Here is a 13,571-nt window from a genome sequence, read left to right as displayed (position 1 = left end):
CGACGCGCATCCGGCCCGGCTGGTGGGCCACCCTGGGCCGATGCACCTCACTCGGTGGTGGCGACAGGCCTGCGCCACCACCCTGGCTGCGTCCGTGGCGGTCGGCGCCGGGGCCTGCGGCGAGCCCTCCTCGCCGTTCCTCGACCCCTGGGAGGACGTCGACGGGACCCTCGGTCAGGAGGTGCTGACCGTGTACCGCGGGGAGGAGCACTGCGACCTGGAGGCGGCACTGTTCCTGCACCTCGCCTGGCCACCGGGCACGGGCGAGTGGCGCCAGTTCGTCCGGGACCCCGAGGGGGTCGTCTCCCCCGCCCTCTCCGCGGCCTTCGACGAGGACGCGAGGCTGCCCGCCGACGCCGTCCCGACCGGGTACCGGACCGAGTCGGGCGTCCAGCTGTGGTTGCCCTCCGGAGGAGCGCCGCAGCAGGTGTTCCTCATGACCGCGCCCGACGACGTCGAGGCGTGGCCGCTGGCGAGCCCACCCGTGGGCTGCGACTGACCCCGGCGGTCAGGAACCGAAGAGGACCTCGGCGCCGACCGGGCGCCAGCCCGCAGCGAGGAAGGACCTCAGCGAGGCGGTGTTGGCCGGGGCGACCTGCGCCCACAGCGGTTCGCCGTCGGGCACCAGCGCCGGGGCCGCGGCGGCCAGGGCCGTGCCCAGCCCGCGTCCACGCGCTCCCGGGTGCACCTCCACGCTGACCTCCCACCGGCCGGCGACCCCCTGGCCGAGGACCAGCAGTGCGGCGCTGTCGGGCGTCGTCCACACGCGCACGCCGGTGCGGTGCCGCAGTGCTCGCCGGACCCGGGGGTGCTCCCCCGGCTCGACCTCGCCCAGCGCGATGCCGACGCACTCGGGTGCCGGCGGGGCGGTCAGCAGGGCGTCCAGGACGCCGGGCTCCGCGCCCACCCGGTCGGCCAGCGCCGACAGGAAGCGGGCCCCCAGCGGAGCCTCGATCGGTTCGTGGGCGACCTGGGCGGCCACCCAGGCGGGGTCGACGTCAGCGGCCACGACGTGCCAGCCGGTCCCCCCGACGACGAGTGCCGGCGCCCGCCCTCCGTGGAGGAGAGCAGGCGCCGGCACGGTCGTGACACGCGCATCAGCCGGCGGGGTCTCCCCCGCGGCCAGCTGCTCGAACAGCGCAGCCAGCGGTTGGCCCCTCTGCAGGGTCCCGGGCCGAGCTCGGTCGGCGTGGGGGGCAGAGGGGTCCTTCTTCAGACCCGGAAGCCGAGTGCGCGCAGCTGCTCGCGGCCGTCATCGGTGATCTTGTCCGGGCCCCACGGCGGCATCCAGACCCAGTTGATCCGGATGTCGCCGACCAGGCCGGGGCCGGGGCCACCGGTGAGGGCCTGGCGGGCCTGGTCCTCGATCACGTCGGTGAGCGGGCAGGCCGCCGAGGTCAGCGTCATGTCGATGATCGCGACGTTCGCCTCGGTGTCCACGTCGAGCCCGTAGACGAGCCCGAGGTCGACGACGTTGACGCCCAGCTCGGGGTCGACGACGTCGCGCATGGCCTCCTCGAGGTCCTCGATCAGCGCGGACTTGCCGCCGTAGAGGCCGGCGTCCGGTGCCACGGTGTCGGTGGTGGTGTCAGGGGTGTTCTCGGTCATGCGTCGGCTCCTCCGGTGGGGGACGAGAGCGCGCGGGCGCTCGCGTCCTTCAGCGCCATCCAGCTCATCAGTGCGCACTTGACCCGCGCCGGGTACTTCGAGACGCCGGCGAACGCCACGGCGTCCTCCAGGTCGTCCTCGAGCTCCTCGGCCACGGTCGCGTTGCCCTTGCTCTGCATCAGCGTCATGAACTGCTCGCCGGTGTGCATCGCCTCGGTCACGCTCTTGCCGATCACCAGGTCGTACATCGCCGAGACGGAGGCCTGGCTGATCGAGCAGCCCATGCCCTCGTAGGAGACGTCGGCGATGGTCTCGCCCTCCAGGTGCACCCGCAGGGTGACCTCGTCACCGCACGTCGGGTTGACGTGGTGCACCTCGGCCTCGAACGGGTCGCGGAGTCCGCGCCCGTGGGGGTTGCGGTAGTGGTCCAGGATGATGTCCTGGTACATCGACTGCAGCTGCATCACTTCACCTCGCTGGGTGCAACACCGAAGAAGCGCTGGGCTTCCCGCACGCCCTCTACGAGCGCGTCGACGTCGTCGTACCCGGTGTGCACGTAGAACGTCGCCCGGGTGGTGGCCGGCACGCCGTAGCGACGCACGACCGGCCAGGCGCAGTGGTGCCCGACCCGGACGGCGATGCCGAGGTCGTCGAGGACCTGACCGACGTCGTGCGGGTGGATGCCCTCGACGGTGAAGCTGATCGCCCCGCCGCGGGCCACCGTGTCCGGCGGACCGATCACGGTGACGCCCGGGATCGCCTGCAACTGCTCCAGCGCGTACTCGGTCAGCGCCTCCTCGTGGGCCTGCACCGCCTCCATCCCCAGCCGCTGCAGGTACTCCACGGCGGCGGCGAGCCCGATGACCTGCGCGGTCATCGGCACGCCGGCCTCGAAGCGCTGCGGCGGGGGCATGAAGGTGCTGCGCTCCATCCGGACGACCTCGATCATCGAGCCGCCGGTGAGGAAGGGCGGCAGCGCGTCGAGCACGTCGTAGCGGCCCCACAGCACGCCGACCCCGGTGGGGCCGAGCATCTTGTGCCCGGAGAAGACCAGGAAGTCCACACCCAGCTCGGTGACGTCGACCCGCTGGTGGGGCACCGACTGCGCGCCGTCGACCAGCACCAGGGCGCCGACCTCCCGCGCCCGGGCGATGATGTCGCCCAGCGGGTTGATCGTGCCCAGGATGTTCGACTGCTGGGTCACCGCGACGAGCTTGGTCCGCTCGTTGACCACGGTGGCCAGGTCGGACAGGTCCAGCCGGCCGTCGTCGGTGAGCCCCAACCAGCGCAGGGTGGCCCCGGTCCGCTCGCACAACTGCTGCCAGGGCAGCAGGTTGGCGTGGTGCTCCATCTCGGTGACCACGATCTCGTCGCCCTGGCCGACGGCGTACCGGCGGAACTCCGGCTCCTTCGCCGTCACCGCGTTGGACAGCGCGTAGGCGACCAGGTTGATCGCCTCGGTGCTGTTGCGGGTGAAGACGACCTCGTTCTCCGGCGCCCCGATGAAGGCCCCGATGGTGGTGCGCGCCGCCTCGTAGGCCGCGGTGGCCTCCTCGGCGAGCTGGTGCGCACCGCGGTGCGGAGCGGCGTTCACGTTCTCGTAGAACCACCGCTCGGCGTCCAGGACGCTGGTCGGCTTCTGCGAGGTGGCGCCGGAGTCGAGGTAGACCAGCCGCTTCCCGTCCCGGACGGTGCGGGACAGGATCGGGAAGTCCGCCCTGATCGCCTCGACGTCCAGCGGGAGCGGCACCTGGTGCGCCCCGGCGGGACGCGAGACGGTCCGGGTCATGCCGACGCAGCCTCGCTGGCGGCCTGCTCGTTCGAGTCCTTGACGTAGGCGGCGTAGCCCTCGTCCTCGAGCTTCTGCGCAAGCTCCGGGCCACCCTCGTCGACGACCCGGCCGGCGACGAAGACGTGCACGAAGTCGGGCTTGATGTACTTGAGGATCCGCGTGTAGTGCGTGATCAGCAGGACGCCGACGGGGCTGTCGGCCTTGGCCCGGTTCACGCCCTCGGAGACGACCCGCAGCGCGTCGACGTCCAGGCCGGAGTCGGTCTCGTCGAGGATCGCCATCTTCGGCTTGAGGAGGCGCATCTGGAGGATCTCGTGGCGCTTCTTCTCACCACCGGAGAAGCCCTCGTTGACGTTCCGCTCGGCGAACGCGCTGTCCATCTCGAGCGCGGTCATCTCGGTGCGCACGTCCTTGACCCAGGTGCGCAGCTTCGGCGCCTCGCCGGTGATCGCGGTGGCCGCGGTGCGCAGGAAGTTCGACACCGAGACGCCGGGGACCTCGACCGGGTACTGCATGGCCAGGAACAGGCCGGCCCGGGCGCGCTCGTCGACGGTCATCGCGAGGACGTCCTCGCCGTCGAGGGTCACGGTGCCGCCGGTGATCGTGTACTTGGGGTGCCCGGCGATCGAGTAGGCCAGGGTCGACTTGCCCGACCCGTTGGGGCCCATGATCGCGTGGGTCTCGCCGGCGCGGACGGTCAGGTCGACGCCGCGGAGGATCTCCTTGGCCTCGTCCCCGTCACCGACGGTGACGTGCAGGCCGCGGATCTCGAGCACGCTGCCGGCCGACAGGCCGGTGGCGGTGGGGGTGGCGGTGGGGCTGGTCACGGGGTTCTCGCTCCTCAGTGGCTGGCCGCGGCGAGGGGGGCGTCGACGTCCACCAGGACGTCGTCACCCTCCACCCGGACCGGGTAGACGGGGACCGGCTCGGTGGCCGGGAGGTTCGTGGGCTGGCCGGTGCGCAGGTCGAAGCACGAGCCGTGCAGGGCGCACTCGATGGTGGGCGCCCCGTCGACGTCGTCGACGTCGCCGTCGGTCAGCGGGACGTCGGCGTGCGAGCAGACGTCCTGGATCGCGTAGACCTCGCCGTCGAGCTGGACGACGGCGACGTCGATGTCGGCGAGCTCGATCCGCAGGGACCCGTCCTCGGGCACCTCGGACAGCGCGCACACGCGCTCGTACGTCACGCGCCGACCTCGACCGGCTGCTCCTCGAGGTCCGGCAGCGCGCCGAGGCGGGCCTCGATGGTGCCCATCAGCCGGTCCTGCAGCTCGGGGACGCCGATGTGCTGCACGACGTCGGCGAAGAAGCCGCGCACCACGAGGCGACGCGCGGTCTCGGCGTCGATCCCCCGGGAGCAGAGGTAGAACAGCTGCTCGTCGTCGAACCGGCCGGTGGCGCTGGCGTGGCCGGCGCCGACGATCTCGCCGGTCTCGATCTCCAGGTTCGGCACCGAGTCGGCGCGGGCGCCGTCGGTGAGCACCAGGTTGCGGTTCAGCTCGTAGGTGTCGGTGCCGGTGGCGGCCGGGCGGATCCGCACGTCACCGACCCAGACCGTGTGCGCCTTCTCGCCCTGCAGCGCGCCCTTGTAGACGACGTTGCTGCGGCAGTTCGGCGTGCCGTGGTCGACCCACAGCCGGTGCTCCTGGTGCTGGGTCTCGTCGGCGAAGTACACGCCGTAGAGGTCCACCGAGCCGCCGGGACCGGCGTACTGGACGTTGCTGACCAACCGGACCAGGTCACCGCCGAGGGTGACCACGACCTGCTTGAGGGAGGCGTCCCGGCCGACGACGGCGTCGAGCTGGCCGCCGTGGACCGTGCCCGGTGCCCAGTCCTGCACCGAGACGACGGTCAGCTGTGCACCGTCACCGAGCAGGAAGGCGACCCCGCCGGAGTAGCGGGCCAGCCCGGAGTGGTCCAGGACGACGGTCGCCTGCGCGAACGCACCGACCTCGACGACCAGCTGGCCCCAGACGACGTCGTCGCTGCCCGTGCCGGCCAGGCCCAGGGTGACCGGGCGGTCGAGCACGGCCTCCTTGGCGATCCGGAGCACAGCCGCCCCGCCGCTGCGCTGACGGGTCAGCGCGGCGAGCCGGTCGACCGGCTCGGGCAGCCCCTTGAGCAGCGGGTCGCCGGCCTCGACGGAGGTCAGCTCCGCCCCCTCGGGCAGATCGCTCTGCCACGTCAGGGAGGCGTCGGACGGAGCGCCGTCCAGCAGCGCGCGGACACGGCGCATCGGGGTGAAGCGCCACTCCTCCTCGCGGCCGGTCGGTGCGCCGAACGCCTCCGGGTCGGTGGAGGTGAACCGCTCGGCCGGCGACCCGGTCGGCGCCGGCCCGCCGTGCGAGTGCGACCCGGGGGGCGTGTCGCCGGCGGTGCCGGTGCCGGCCGCCGGGGTGGTCGGCGGACCGGCCTGGGCCCCCACGCCGGGAGCGAAGAGCTCCCCGGCGAGGGTGGCCGAGTCGGTGGTCAGGGTGGTCTGGTCGTCAGTACCGGTGTTCTGTGGAGCCGACATCAGCCGACGGCACCTTCCATCTGGAGCTCGATCAGGCGGTTGAGCTCGAGGGCGTACTCCATCGGCAGCTCCCGGGCGATGGGCTCGACGAAGCCGCGCACGACCATCGCCATCGCCTCGTCCTCGGAGAGCCCTCGGCTCATCAGGTAGAACAGCTGGTCGTCGCTGACCCGCGAGACGGTGGCCTCGTGGCCCATCGACACGTCGTCCTCACGGACGTCGACGTAGGGGTAGGTGTCCGAGCGGCTGATCGTGTCGACCAGCAGCGCGTCGCACTTCACCGTGGAGCGGGAGCCGTAGGCGCCCTCGTCGACCTGGACCAGGCCGCGGTAGGAGGTGCGGCCACCACCGCGCGCCACCGACTTCGACACGATCGTCGAGGAGGTGTGCGGGGCGGCGTGCACCATCTTGGCGCCGGCGTCCTGGTGCTGGCCCTCGCCGGCGAAGGCGATGGACATGACCTCGCCCTTGGCGTGCTCACCGGTCATCCACACGGCCGGGTACTTCATCGTCACCTTGGAGCCGATGTTGCCGTCGACCCACTCCATGGTCGCGCCCTCGTGGGCCACGGCCCGCTTGGTGACCAGGTTGTAGACGTTGTTCGACCAGTTCTGGATGGTCGTGTACCGGCAGCGCGCGTTCTTCTTCACGATGATCTCGACGACCGCGGAGTGCAGCGAGTCGGTCTTGTAGATCGGCGCGGTGCAGCCCTCGACGTAGTGCACGTAGGCGCCCTCGTCGATGATCATGAGGGTGCGCTCGAACTGGCCCATGTTCTCGGTGTTGATCCGGAAGTAGGCCTGCAGCGGGATCTCGACGTGGACGCCCTTGGGCACGTAGATGAACGAGCCACCCGACCACACCGCGGTGTTCAGCGCGGAGAACTTGTTGTCCCCGGCCGGGATCACCGAGCCGAAGTACTCGCGGAACAGCTCGGGCTGCTCGCGCAGCGCCGTGTCGGTGTCCAGGAACAGGACGCCCTGCTCCTCGAGGTCCTCACGGATCTTGTGGTAGACGACCTCGGACTCGTACTGGGCCGCGACACCGGAGACCAGCCGCTGCTTCTCCGCCTCCGGGATGCCCAGCTTGTCGTAGGTGTTCTTGATGTCGTCGGGCAGGTCCTCCCACGAGGTGGCCTGCGCCTCGGTGGAGCGCACGAAGTACTTGATGTTCTGGAAGTCGATGCCGGAGAGGTCCGAGCCCCAGTCGGGCATGGGCTTCTTCCCGAAGATCTTCAGCGCCTTCAGCCGGCGCTCGAGCATCCACTCGGGCTCGTTCTTGCGGCGCGAGATGTCGCGGACGACGTCCTCGTTGATGCCGCGGGTGGCCGAGGCGCCGGCGGCGTCGGTGTCCGACCAGCCGTACTTGTAGCGGCCGAGCGCGTCGATCGTCTCGTCCTGCGTCATCGGCGCGCTGGGCACCGGCTGCGTGGTGGTCATGCGGGGGTCCTCTCCCGGTCGATCGAGGGGGTGGTGCGAGTGCTGGCGCCGGCCGTCGGGGTCAGGTGCTCCGAGGCCGTGGCGCGACCAGCAGGTACAGGGCGTGCAGGGGTGGCTTTGTTCCCGGCGCGGTGTCCGGCCCGGAGGGCGAGCTGCGCGGGGATGTGGGTGGTGCAGATCCCGTCGCCGTGGGCGATCGTGGCCAGCCGCTGGACGTGGGTGCCGACCAGCCGGCTGATCACCGCCGTCTCAGCCTCGCACAGCTGCGGGAACTCGGCCGCGACGTGGGCGACCGGGCAGTGGTGCTGGCACAGCTGCCCACCGCTGGAGATCGCCGAGGCGGTCGCGGCGTAACCCTCGGCGGTCAGCGCGACGGCGAGCACCTGCGCCCGGTCGACGTCCGCGGACCCGGCCTCCGCCTGCTCGAGTGCGGACTCCACGGCGGTGGAGCACCGCTGGGCCAGCCCGGAGAGCTGCTGCTCGGCGACGGCGCGGACGGCGTCGGGCCCGCCGTGCTCGGCGACGAAGCGCAGCGCGGTGAGCGCCAGGTCGTCGTAGGCGTGCGGGAAGGACTCGCGGCCGGCGTCGGTGAGGGCGAACCGGCGGGCCGGGCGTCCCCTCCCCCGCTGGCCGCCGGGCGCCTCGCGCTCGGTGTCACGGCGTCCTCGCTGGCGCTCGGCCGCTGCGACACCGAAGGTGCTCTGTCCACTGCGTGGCTTCGCGAGCTCAGCCACGTGCCCCGCGGCGACCAGGCCGTCGAGGTGCCGGCGCACCGCGGCCGGGGAGATCCTCAGCCGGGCGGCGAGCTCGGTGGCGGTCTGGGGGCCGTGCTCGAGGAGGAGACTGCTCACCCGGTCACGGGTGCGCCCGTCCTCGGCCGGCGCACCGGCGGAGGGGACGGCGGCTCGGGCCGCAACGGTTTCCACAACACGATTGTGTGCTTAATCGGGGAGCCCGCAAGGAAGGCGGTCCTAACCTGCGGGCTCCCCGAGACGCGCGTCACACCGCGGCCGGGGTCTCCACCTCGGCGACCGTGTTGGCCTCGGCCAGCTGGAGGTCCAGCTCACCGTCGGTGACGGTGACGGTCACCTGCTGCCCGGCGCCCAGCTGCCCGCCGAGCACCAGCCGGGAGAGCCGGTTGTCGACCTCCCGCTGGATCGCCCGGCGCAGCGGCCGCGCCCCGAACTGGGGCTCGTGCCCGCGCTCGGCCAACCAGGCCACCGCCTCCGGGGTGAACTCGATCGCCACGTCCTGGGCGGACAGCCGCCGCCGGGTCTCGTCCAGCAGCAGGTCGGTGATCCGCGCCAGCTGCTCGGCGTCCAGCTGCCGGAAGACCACGATCTCGTCGATCCGGTTGAGGAACTCCGGCCGGAAGGCCTCCCGCAACCGCCGCATCACCTGGTCGCGCAGGTCGTCACCCGCGTTGCCGGGGGCGGTGAAGCCCAGCGGGCCCCGGCCGGCGTTGACGATCGCCTCCGACCCGAGGTTGCTGGTCATGATCACCACGGTGTTGGTGAAGTCGACCGTGCGGCCCTGCGAGTCGGTCAGCCGGCCGTCGTCCAGCAGCTGCAGCAGCGTGTTGAACACGTCCGGGTGGGCCTTCTCGACCTCGTCCAGCAGCACCACCGAGTAGGGACGGCGACGCACCGCCTCGGTCAGCTGGCCGGCGTCCTCGTACCCGACGTAGCCGGGGGGCGAGCCGACCAGCCGGCTGACCGTGTGCCGCTCCTGGAACTCGCTCATGTCCAGCCGGATCATCCGGTCGGAGTCACCGAAGAGCGCCTCTGCCAGCGCCCGGGCCAGCTCGGTCTTGCCCACCCCGGTCGGGCCGAGGAACAGGAAGCTGCCGATCGGCCGGTCCGGGTCGCCCAGTCCGGCCCGGGAGCGGCGGATCGCCTCGGCGACGACGTCGACGGCCTCGTCCTGGCCGACGACCCGCTCGTGCAGGACGTCCTCCAGGCGCAGCAGCCGGTCGCGCTCCTCCTCGGTCAGCTGGGCCACCGGCACACCGGTCGCCCGGGAGACGACCTCGGCGATCTCCGCCACGCCGACCTCGGGGATGCCGGCGTCCCCGCCGGAGCGGGCTCGGTCCAGCTCGGCCTGCGCCGCCTTGCACTCGTCCCGCAGGGTCGAGGCGCGCTCGTACTGCTCGGCGGCGACCGCCTGGTCCTTCTCCCGGTGCAGTCGCTGCACCTCCTGCTCCAGCGCCCGCAGGTCGGTGGTGGGCCGCTTGACCCGCAGCCGGGTGCGGGCACCGGCCTGGTCGATCAGGTCGATCGCCTTGTCCGGCAGGTGCCGGTCGGTGACGTAGCGCTCGGACAGCTCGGCCGCCGCGACCAAGGCCTCGTCGGTGAACCGGACCTGGTGGTGGGCCTCGTAGCGGTCCCGCAGCCCGCGCAGGATCTCGATGGTGTCCAGCGTGCTGGGCTCGGGCACCAGCACGGGCTGGAAGCGCCGCTCCAGCGCCGGGTCCTTCTCGACGTTGCGCCGGTACTCGTCCAGCGTCGTCGCACCCACGATGTGCAGCTCACCGCGGGCCAGCGCCGGCTTGAGGATGTTGCCCGCACCGGCCGAGCCCTCCGACCCACCGGCCGCGACGACGGTGTGCAGCTCGTCGATGAAGACGATCACCTCGTCGCTGTGCTCGCGGATCTCGTCCATCACCTTCTTGAGCCGCTCCTCGAAGTCCCCGCGGTACCGGGTGCCGGCGACCAGACCGGTGAGGTCCAGCTCGACCACCCGGCGTCCCCGCACGGACTCGGGGACGTCGCCCTCGGCGATCTGCGCGGCGATGCCCTCGACGATCGCGGTCTTGCCGACGCCGGCCTCACCGATCAGCACCGGGTTGTTCTTGGTGCGGCGGGAGAGGACCTCGATCGTCTGCTCGATCTCCTGCGCCCGGCCGATGACCGGGTCGATCTTCCCGTCCCGGGCCAGCTGCGTGAGGTCGCGGCCGAACTCGTCCAGGGTCGGGGTGGAGGACGGCGGCTGCTCGCCACCGCCCCCACCGCCGCGCACGGCGCTGGGGCCACCGGCCGCAGCCTGCTGCAGCGCCTCCGGGGTCGCTCGGACCCCGCCGAGCACCCGGCCGGCACCGGACTCCGGGTTCACCGAGAGCGCGAAGAGCAGGTGCTCGGGGCCGATGTAGGTGGAGCCGCTGGCCCGGGACACCTGGTGGGCGTCGAGGAGGGCTCGCTTCGCGGCCGGGGTCAGCGCCACCGGCCGACCGGTCGGCTCACCCTGGCGCAGCTGCCCGGCCAGCTGCTCGCGCAGCTGCTCCGGGTCGGCCCCGGTCCGGGTGAGCAGGGTGCGGGTCGGCTCGTGGCCGGCCAGCGCCCAGAGCAGGTGCTCGGTGTCCAGGTCGGCGCTGCCCCACTCGCTGGCCTGCTGGGCCGCAGTGGTCACCACCTCGCGGGAGTGCTCGCTGAGCAGCTGGGTGATGTCCACCCGCTGCATGCCGCGGCGGGCGCCGGGGCCGCCGAGGAAGGCGGAGAAGAAGTCGTCGAACGGGCTGCCCCCGAAGGGACCGCCGGGAAAACCACTGGTCATCGGAGATGGCCGCCTCTCGTGTCGAGTGTGTCGGTGCCCACCTACCCGCGGCGGTCACAGCCCAACGGTCGCCGGCTGCTGGGCGAGGGGCGGCACGCGTGCGGGGTGGGGCGCCGGGCGGTCGATCGGACCGGGCGGCGGGGGCACCGGGGTAAGTAGCATCGGCGGCGTGTCAGTTCTTCCCTCGCGGGTGCGCAACTCGACGGTCTCCGGGCTGGCGCTGGCCAGCGTGGTCGCCAACGGCCTGATCGTCCTCACCGGCGGGTTCGTCCGGCTGACCGGCTCGGGGCTGGGCTGCCCCACCTGGCCCCGCTGCACCGAGGACAGCTTCACCACGACGCCGGAGCTCGCCGCCCACGGCGTCATCGAGTTCGGCAACCGGCTGCTGACCTTCGTCCTGGTGGCCATCGCCGCCGCCACCCTGGTCGCGGTCTTCCGCTCCGCCCGCCGCGACCTGCGACCGCTCGCCGTGGTCGCCTTCCTGGGCATCCCCGCCCAGGGCCTGGTGGGCGGCATCACCGTGCTCACCGGGCTGAACCCCTACACGGTGGCCGCGCACTTCCTCGTCTCGACCGCGCTCGTGGCGCTGACCACCGTGATGTGGCTCCGGTCCCGCGAGCCGGGGGTCGGCCAGCTGGTCGTCCGCCGGCCGCTCGCGCTGCTGGTGTACGGCATCGCCGCCACCGTGGCGGTCGTCCTCGTGCTCGGCACCGTGGTCACCGGCAGCGGCCCGCACAGCGGCGACCCCGAGGCCGGCCGCACCGGCTTCGACCCCGCGCTGATGAGCCAGTTGCACGCCGACGCCGTCTTCCTGCTGCTCGGGCTGACGATCGCGCTGCTGGTTGCGCTGTACGCCACCGACTCCCCCGGCCGGGTCCGCCGGGCCGCCCGCGACCTGCTGATCGTCGAGCTCGCCCAGGGAGTGGTCGGCTACGTGCAGTACTTCACCCAGCTGCCCATCCTGCTGGTCCTGCTGCACATGGCCGGCGCGGTGCTGACCACCGCCTTCGCCGCCCGCCTGGTGTGGTCGGTGCGCGGCCCGGCCTCCGAGCTGCCGGTCACCACGGCCCCGCTCACCACCACCGCCGCTCGCTGAGCACGCCGGTCCGGCCACACCCGGTCGGGCGGCCACACCCGCTGGTCCACCCGTGCCAGGGTGACCGGCGTGCCGCCTGACGACCTCCTCCGGACACGCCGGTGATCACCGACGTGCTGCTCGACCACGCGGCACTCGTGCCGGTCGCGCTGCTGGGGGTCGCGCTGGGCTGCGTGCTCCTCGGCTCCACGCTGCTGCGCAGCCGACGCGCCGGTCCACGGGTGCTGGGCACGCTGGCAGTGCTCTCCCTGCTGCCGGTGGTGGCGCTGACGCTGGTCCCCACGGGGACCTCGGGGGTCGACGCCGCCCGCTGCACGGTGCAGTTCTCCCTCCCGACCCTGGGCAGCGTGGAACTGCTGGCGAACCTCGCGCTGTTCGTCCCGCCGGCCTTCCTCGGCACGCTGCTCAGCCGCCGTCCGCTGGTCGTGGTCACCGTCGCGGCGGCGGTGTCTGCGCTGATCGAGGTGCTCCAGGCCGTCGTGCCGGTCCTCGGGCGGGCCTGCGACACCACCGACTGGACGATGAACACCGCCGGCGCCGTCGTCGGCGTCCTGCTGGCGATCGGGACCCGCGCCCTGGCGGGACGTCGCCGCGACGACCGCGAACCGGCCTCGCGTGGCTGAACTGCCGGACCGAGACCCTGCCCCGCGCCGTCAGACGAGGACGTCCGCCACCAGGGCGATCGACAGCAGCGTCATGTAGGTGATCGACACCGAGAACAGCCGCATCGGACGGTCCGGGCCACCGCTCTTGATCCGCCGCAGCCAGGCGTGCGACTCCGCGACGTACCAGGCGCCGAGGCCCAGCGTGGCGACGGCGGTGACCCACCCCAGCTGTGGCGTGGCCGGGACCATCAACAACGAGGTGCCCAGCGTGCCCCACGCCCAGGCGACGGACTGGCGGCCGACGGTGACCGGCCCGGCCACCACCGAGAGCATCGGCACCCCGGCGCGGAAGTAATCGAATCGGAACCGGCTGGCCAGGGCCCAGAAGTGCGGCATCTGCCAGCAGAAGACGATGCCGAAGAAGACCACGGCCGGCCAGTCCAGCGAGCCGGTGACCGCGGCCCAGCCGATCAGCACCGGGGCGGCCCCCGGCAGCCCGCCGAACACGGTGTTGTGCCGGGTCCGGCGCTTGAGCACCATCGTGTAGAGCACCGAGTAGGCCAGCACCGCGGCCGCTGCCAACACCGTGGCCAGCGGCGTGGTGAACAGGCCCAGCACGACCAGCGAGACCCACGCCAGCAGGACGCCGAAGACCAGCGCGTTGCGCGGCGCGATGACCCCGCTGGGGATCGGCCGGTTGCGGGTCCGGGACATCAGCCGGTCGATGTCCCGGTCGTACCAGCAGTTGATCGTGTTCGCGGCGCCGGCCGCCAGCATGCCGCCGACCAGGGTGGCCACGACGAGACCGGTGCCCGGCCAGCCCCCGGCCGCGAGCATCATCGCCGGCAGCGTGGTGACCAGCAGCAGCTCGACCAGCTTCGGCTTGGTCAGCGACACGTAGGCGGCGACCGTGCCACCGGCCGAACGCAGCGGGCGGACCCGGCTCACGGAGCGGTCCGCGATCGCCG

At 72.6% G+C, this 13,571-nt stretch carries 14 protein-coding genes; 3 read left to right on the top strand and 11 right to left on the bottom strand.

The window, feature by feature from the left end; translation table 11 throughout:
• The first annotated feature begins 40 nt into the window (after window positions 1-40).
• Complete coding sequence (locus O2W18_RS08505) at window positions 41-499, top strand: hypothetical protein (RefSeq protein WP_269187106.1); 459 nt, start codon at window positions 41-43, stop codon at window positions 497-499.
• Between the two features lie 9 nt (window positions 500-508).
• Here the strand turns inward: O2W18_RS08505 and O2W18_RS08500 are convergent, their stop codons facing one another.
• From O2W18_RS08500 to O2W18_RS08455, 10 genes are all read right to left on the bottom strand, one after another.
• Window positions 509-1,009: a GNAT family N-acetyltransferase gene (locus O2W18_RS08500; protein WP_269187105.1), complete on the bottom strand. Its 501-nt coding sequence runs from the start codon at window positions 1,007-1,009 to the stop codon at window positions 509-511.
• A 203-nt stretch (window positions 1,010-1,212) separates the two neighbouring features.
• Window positions 1,213-1,608: a metal-sulfur cluster assembly factor gene (locus O2W18_RS08495; RefSeq protein ID WP_269187104.1), complete on the bottom strand. Its 396-nt coding sequence runs from the start codon at window positions 1,606-1,608 to the stop codon at window positions 1,213-1,215.
• The gene (gene sufU / locus O2W18_RS08490; protein WP_269187103.1) at window positions 1,605-2,072 is read right to left on the bottom strand and encodes a Fe-S cluster assembly sulfur transfer protein SufU; all 468 of its coding nucleotides are present in this window, start codon (window positions 2,070-2,072) and stop codon (window positions 1,605-1,607) included. Before sufU ends, O2W18_RS08495 begins: the two co-directional genes overlap by 4 nt.
• Window positions 2,072-3,397, bottom strand: coding sequence for a cysteine desulfurase (locus tag O2W18_RS08485; RefSeq protein ID WP_269187102.1), 1,326 nt, complete (start codon window positions 3,395-3,397; stop codon window positions 2,072-2,074). The genes sufU and O2W18_RS08485 overlap by 1 nt, the downstream gene beginning before the upstream one ends.
• Window positions 3,394-4,227 carry a Fe-S cluster assembly ATPase SufC gene (gene sufC / locus O2W18_RS08480; protein ID WP_331254068.1) on the bottom strand — a complete coding sequence of 278 codons (834 nt, stop codon included), beginning with the start codon at window positions 4,225-4,227 and terminating at the stop codon, window positions 3,394-3,396. The genes O2W18_RS08485 and sufC overlap by 4 nt, the downstream gene beginning before the upstream one ends.
• Before the next feature lie 14 nt (window positions 4,228-4,241).
• Entirely contained in the window at window positions 4,242-4,586 is a 345-nt protein-coding gene (locus tag O2W18_RS08475; RefSeq protein ID WP_269184962.1) for a Rieske (2Fe-2S) protein, read from the bottom strand.
• Window positions 4,583-5,914 carry a Fe-S cluster assembly protein SufD gene (gene sufD, locus O2W18_RS08470; protein WP_269187101.1) on the bottom strand — a complete coding sequence of 444 codons (1,332 nt, stop codon included), beginning with the start codon at window positions 5,912-5,914 and terminating at the stop codon, window positions 4,583-4,585. Before sufD ends, O2W18_RS08475 begins: the two co-directional genes overlap by 4 nt.
• Window positions 5,914-7,320: a Fe-S cluster assembly protein SufB gene (sufB, locus tag O2W18_RS08465; RefSeq protein ID WP_442929136.1), complete on the bottom strand. Its 1,407-nt coding sequence runs from the start codon at window positions 7,318-7,320 to the stop codon at window positions 5,914-5,916. Before sufB ends, sufD begins: the two co-directional genes overlap by 1 nt.
• 29 nt (window positions 7,321-7,349) lie before the next feature.
• A complete protein-coding gene (locus O2W18_RS08460; RefSeq protein WP_269187100.1) occupies window positions 7,350-8,279 on the bottom strand; it encodes a helix-turn-helix transcriptional regulator in 930 nt (309 codons plus the stop codon).
• Between the two features lie 73 nt (window positions 8,280-8,352).
• On the bottom strand, window positions 8,353-10,902 hold the full coding sequence (locus O2W18_RS08455) for an ATP-dependent Clp protease ATP-binding subunit (protein ID WP_269187099.1): 2,550 nt from the start codon (window positions 10,900-10,902) through the stop codon (window positions 8,353-8,355).
• Window positions 10,903-11,071: 169 nt separating this feature from the next.
• Between O2W18_RS08455 and O2W18_RS08450 the strand changes: the two genes are divergently transcribed.
• Both O2W18_RS08450 and O2W18_RS08445 read left to right on the top strand, forming a co-directional pair.
• A complete protein-coding gene (locus O2W18_RS08450) occupies window positions 11,072-11,998 on the top strand; it encodes a COX15/CtaA family protein (protein WP_269187098.1) in 927 nt (308 codons plus the stop codon).
• Window positions 11,999-12,099: 101 nt separating this feature from the next.
• The gene (locus O2W18_RS08445; RefSeq protein WP_269187097.1) at window positions 12,100-12,621 is read left to right on the top strand and encodes a VanZ family protein; all 522 of its coding nucleotides are present in this window, start codon (window positions 12,100-12,102) and stop codon (window positions 12,619-12,621) included.
• 30 nt (window positions 12,622-12,651) lie between these two features.
• On the opposite strand, the gene O2W18_RS08440 is transcribed toward O2W18_RS08445, so the two are convergent.
• Entirely contained in the window at window positions 12,652-13,551 is a 900-nt protein-coding gene (locus O2W18_RS08440; RefSeq protein ID WP_269187096.1) for a heme o synthase, read from the bottom strand.
• Window positions 13,552-13,571: the final 20 nt, after the last annotated feature.

Source organism: Modestobacter sp. VKM Ac-2983 (genome assembly GCF_026967885.1).
Taxonomy (GTDB): Bacteria; Actinomycetota; Actinomycetes; order Mycobacteriales; family Geodermatophilaceae; genus Modestobacter.
This window is presented reverse-complemented; position numbering and strand designations above follow the sequence as displayed.

What these genes read in the sequence shown, in the direction of transcription:
- O2W18_RS08505 (WP_269187106.1), top strand. Translation starts at nt 41, where the DNA reads ATGCACCTCACTCGGTGGTGGCGACAGGCCTGCGCCACCACCCTGGCT.
- O2W18_RS08495 (WP_269187104.1), bottom strand. Translation starts at nt 1,608, where the DNA reads ATGACCGAGAACACCCCTGACACCACCACCGACACCGTGGCACCGGAC.
- sufU (WP_269187103.1), bottom strand. Translation starts at nt 2,072, where the DNA reads ATGCAGCTGCAGTCGATGTACCAGGACATCATCCTGGACCACTACCGC.
- O2W18_RS08485 (WP_269187102.1), bottom strand. Translation starts at nt 3,397, where the DNA reads ATGACCCGGACCGTCTCGCGTCCCGCCGGGGCGCACCAGGTGCCGCTC.
- sufD (WP_269187101.1), bottom strand. Translation starts at nt 5,914, where the DNA reads ATGTCGGCTCCACAGAACACCGGTACTGACGACCAGACCACCCTGACC.
- sufB (WP_442929136.1), bottom strand. Translation starts at nt 7,320, where the DNA reads ATGACGCAGGACGAGACGATCGACGCGCTCGGCCGCTACAAGTACGGC.
- O2W18_RS08455 (WP_269187099.1), bottom strand. Translation starts at nt 10,902, where the DNA reads ATGACCAGTGGTTTTCCCGGCGGTCCCTTCGGGGGCAGCCCGTTCGAC.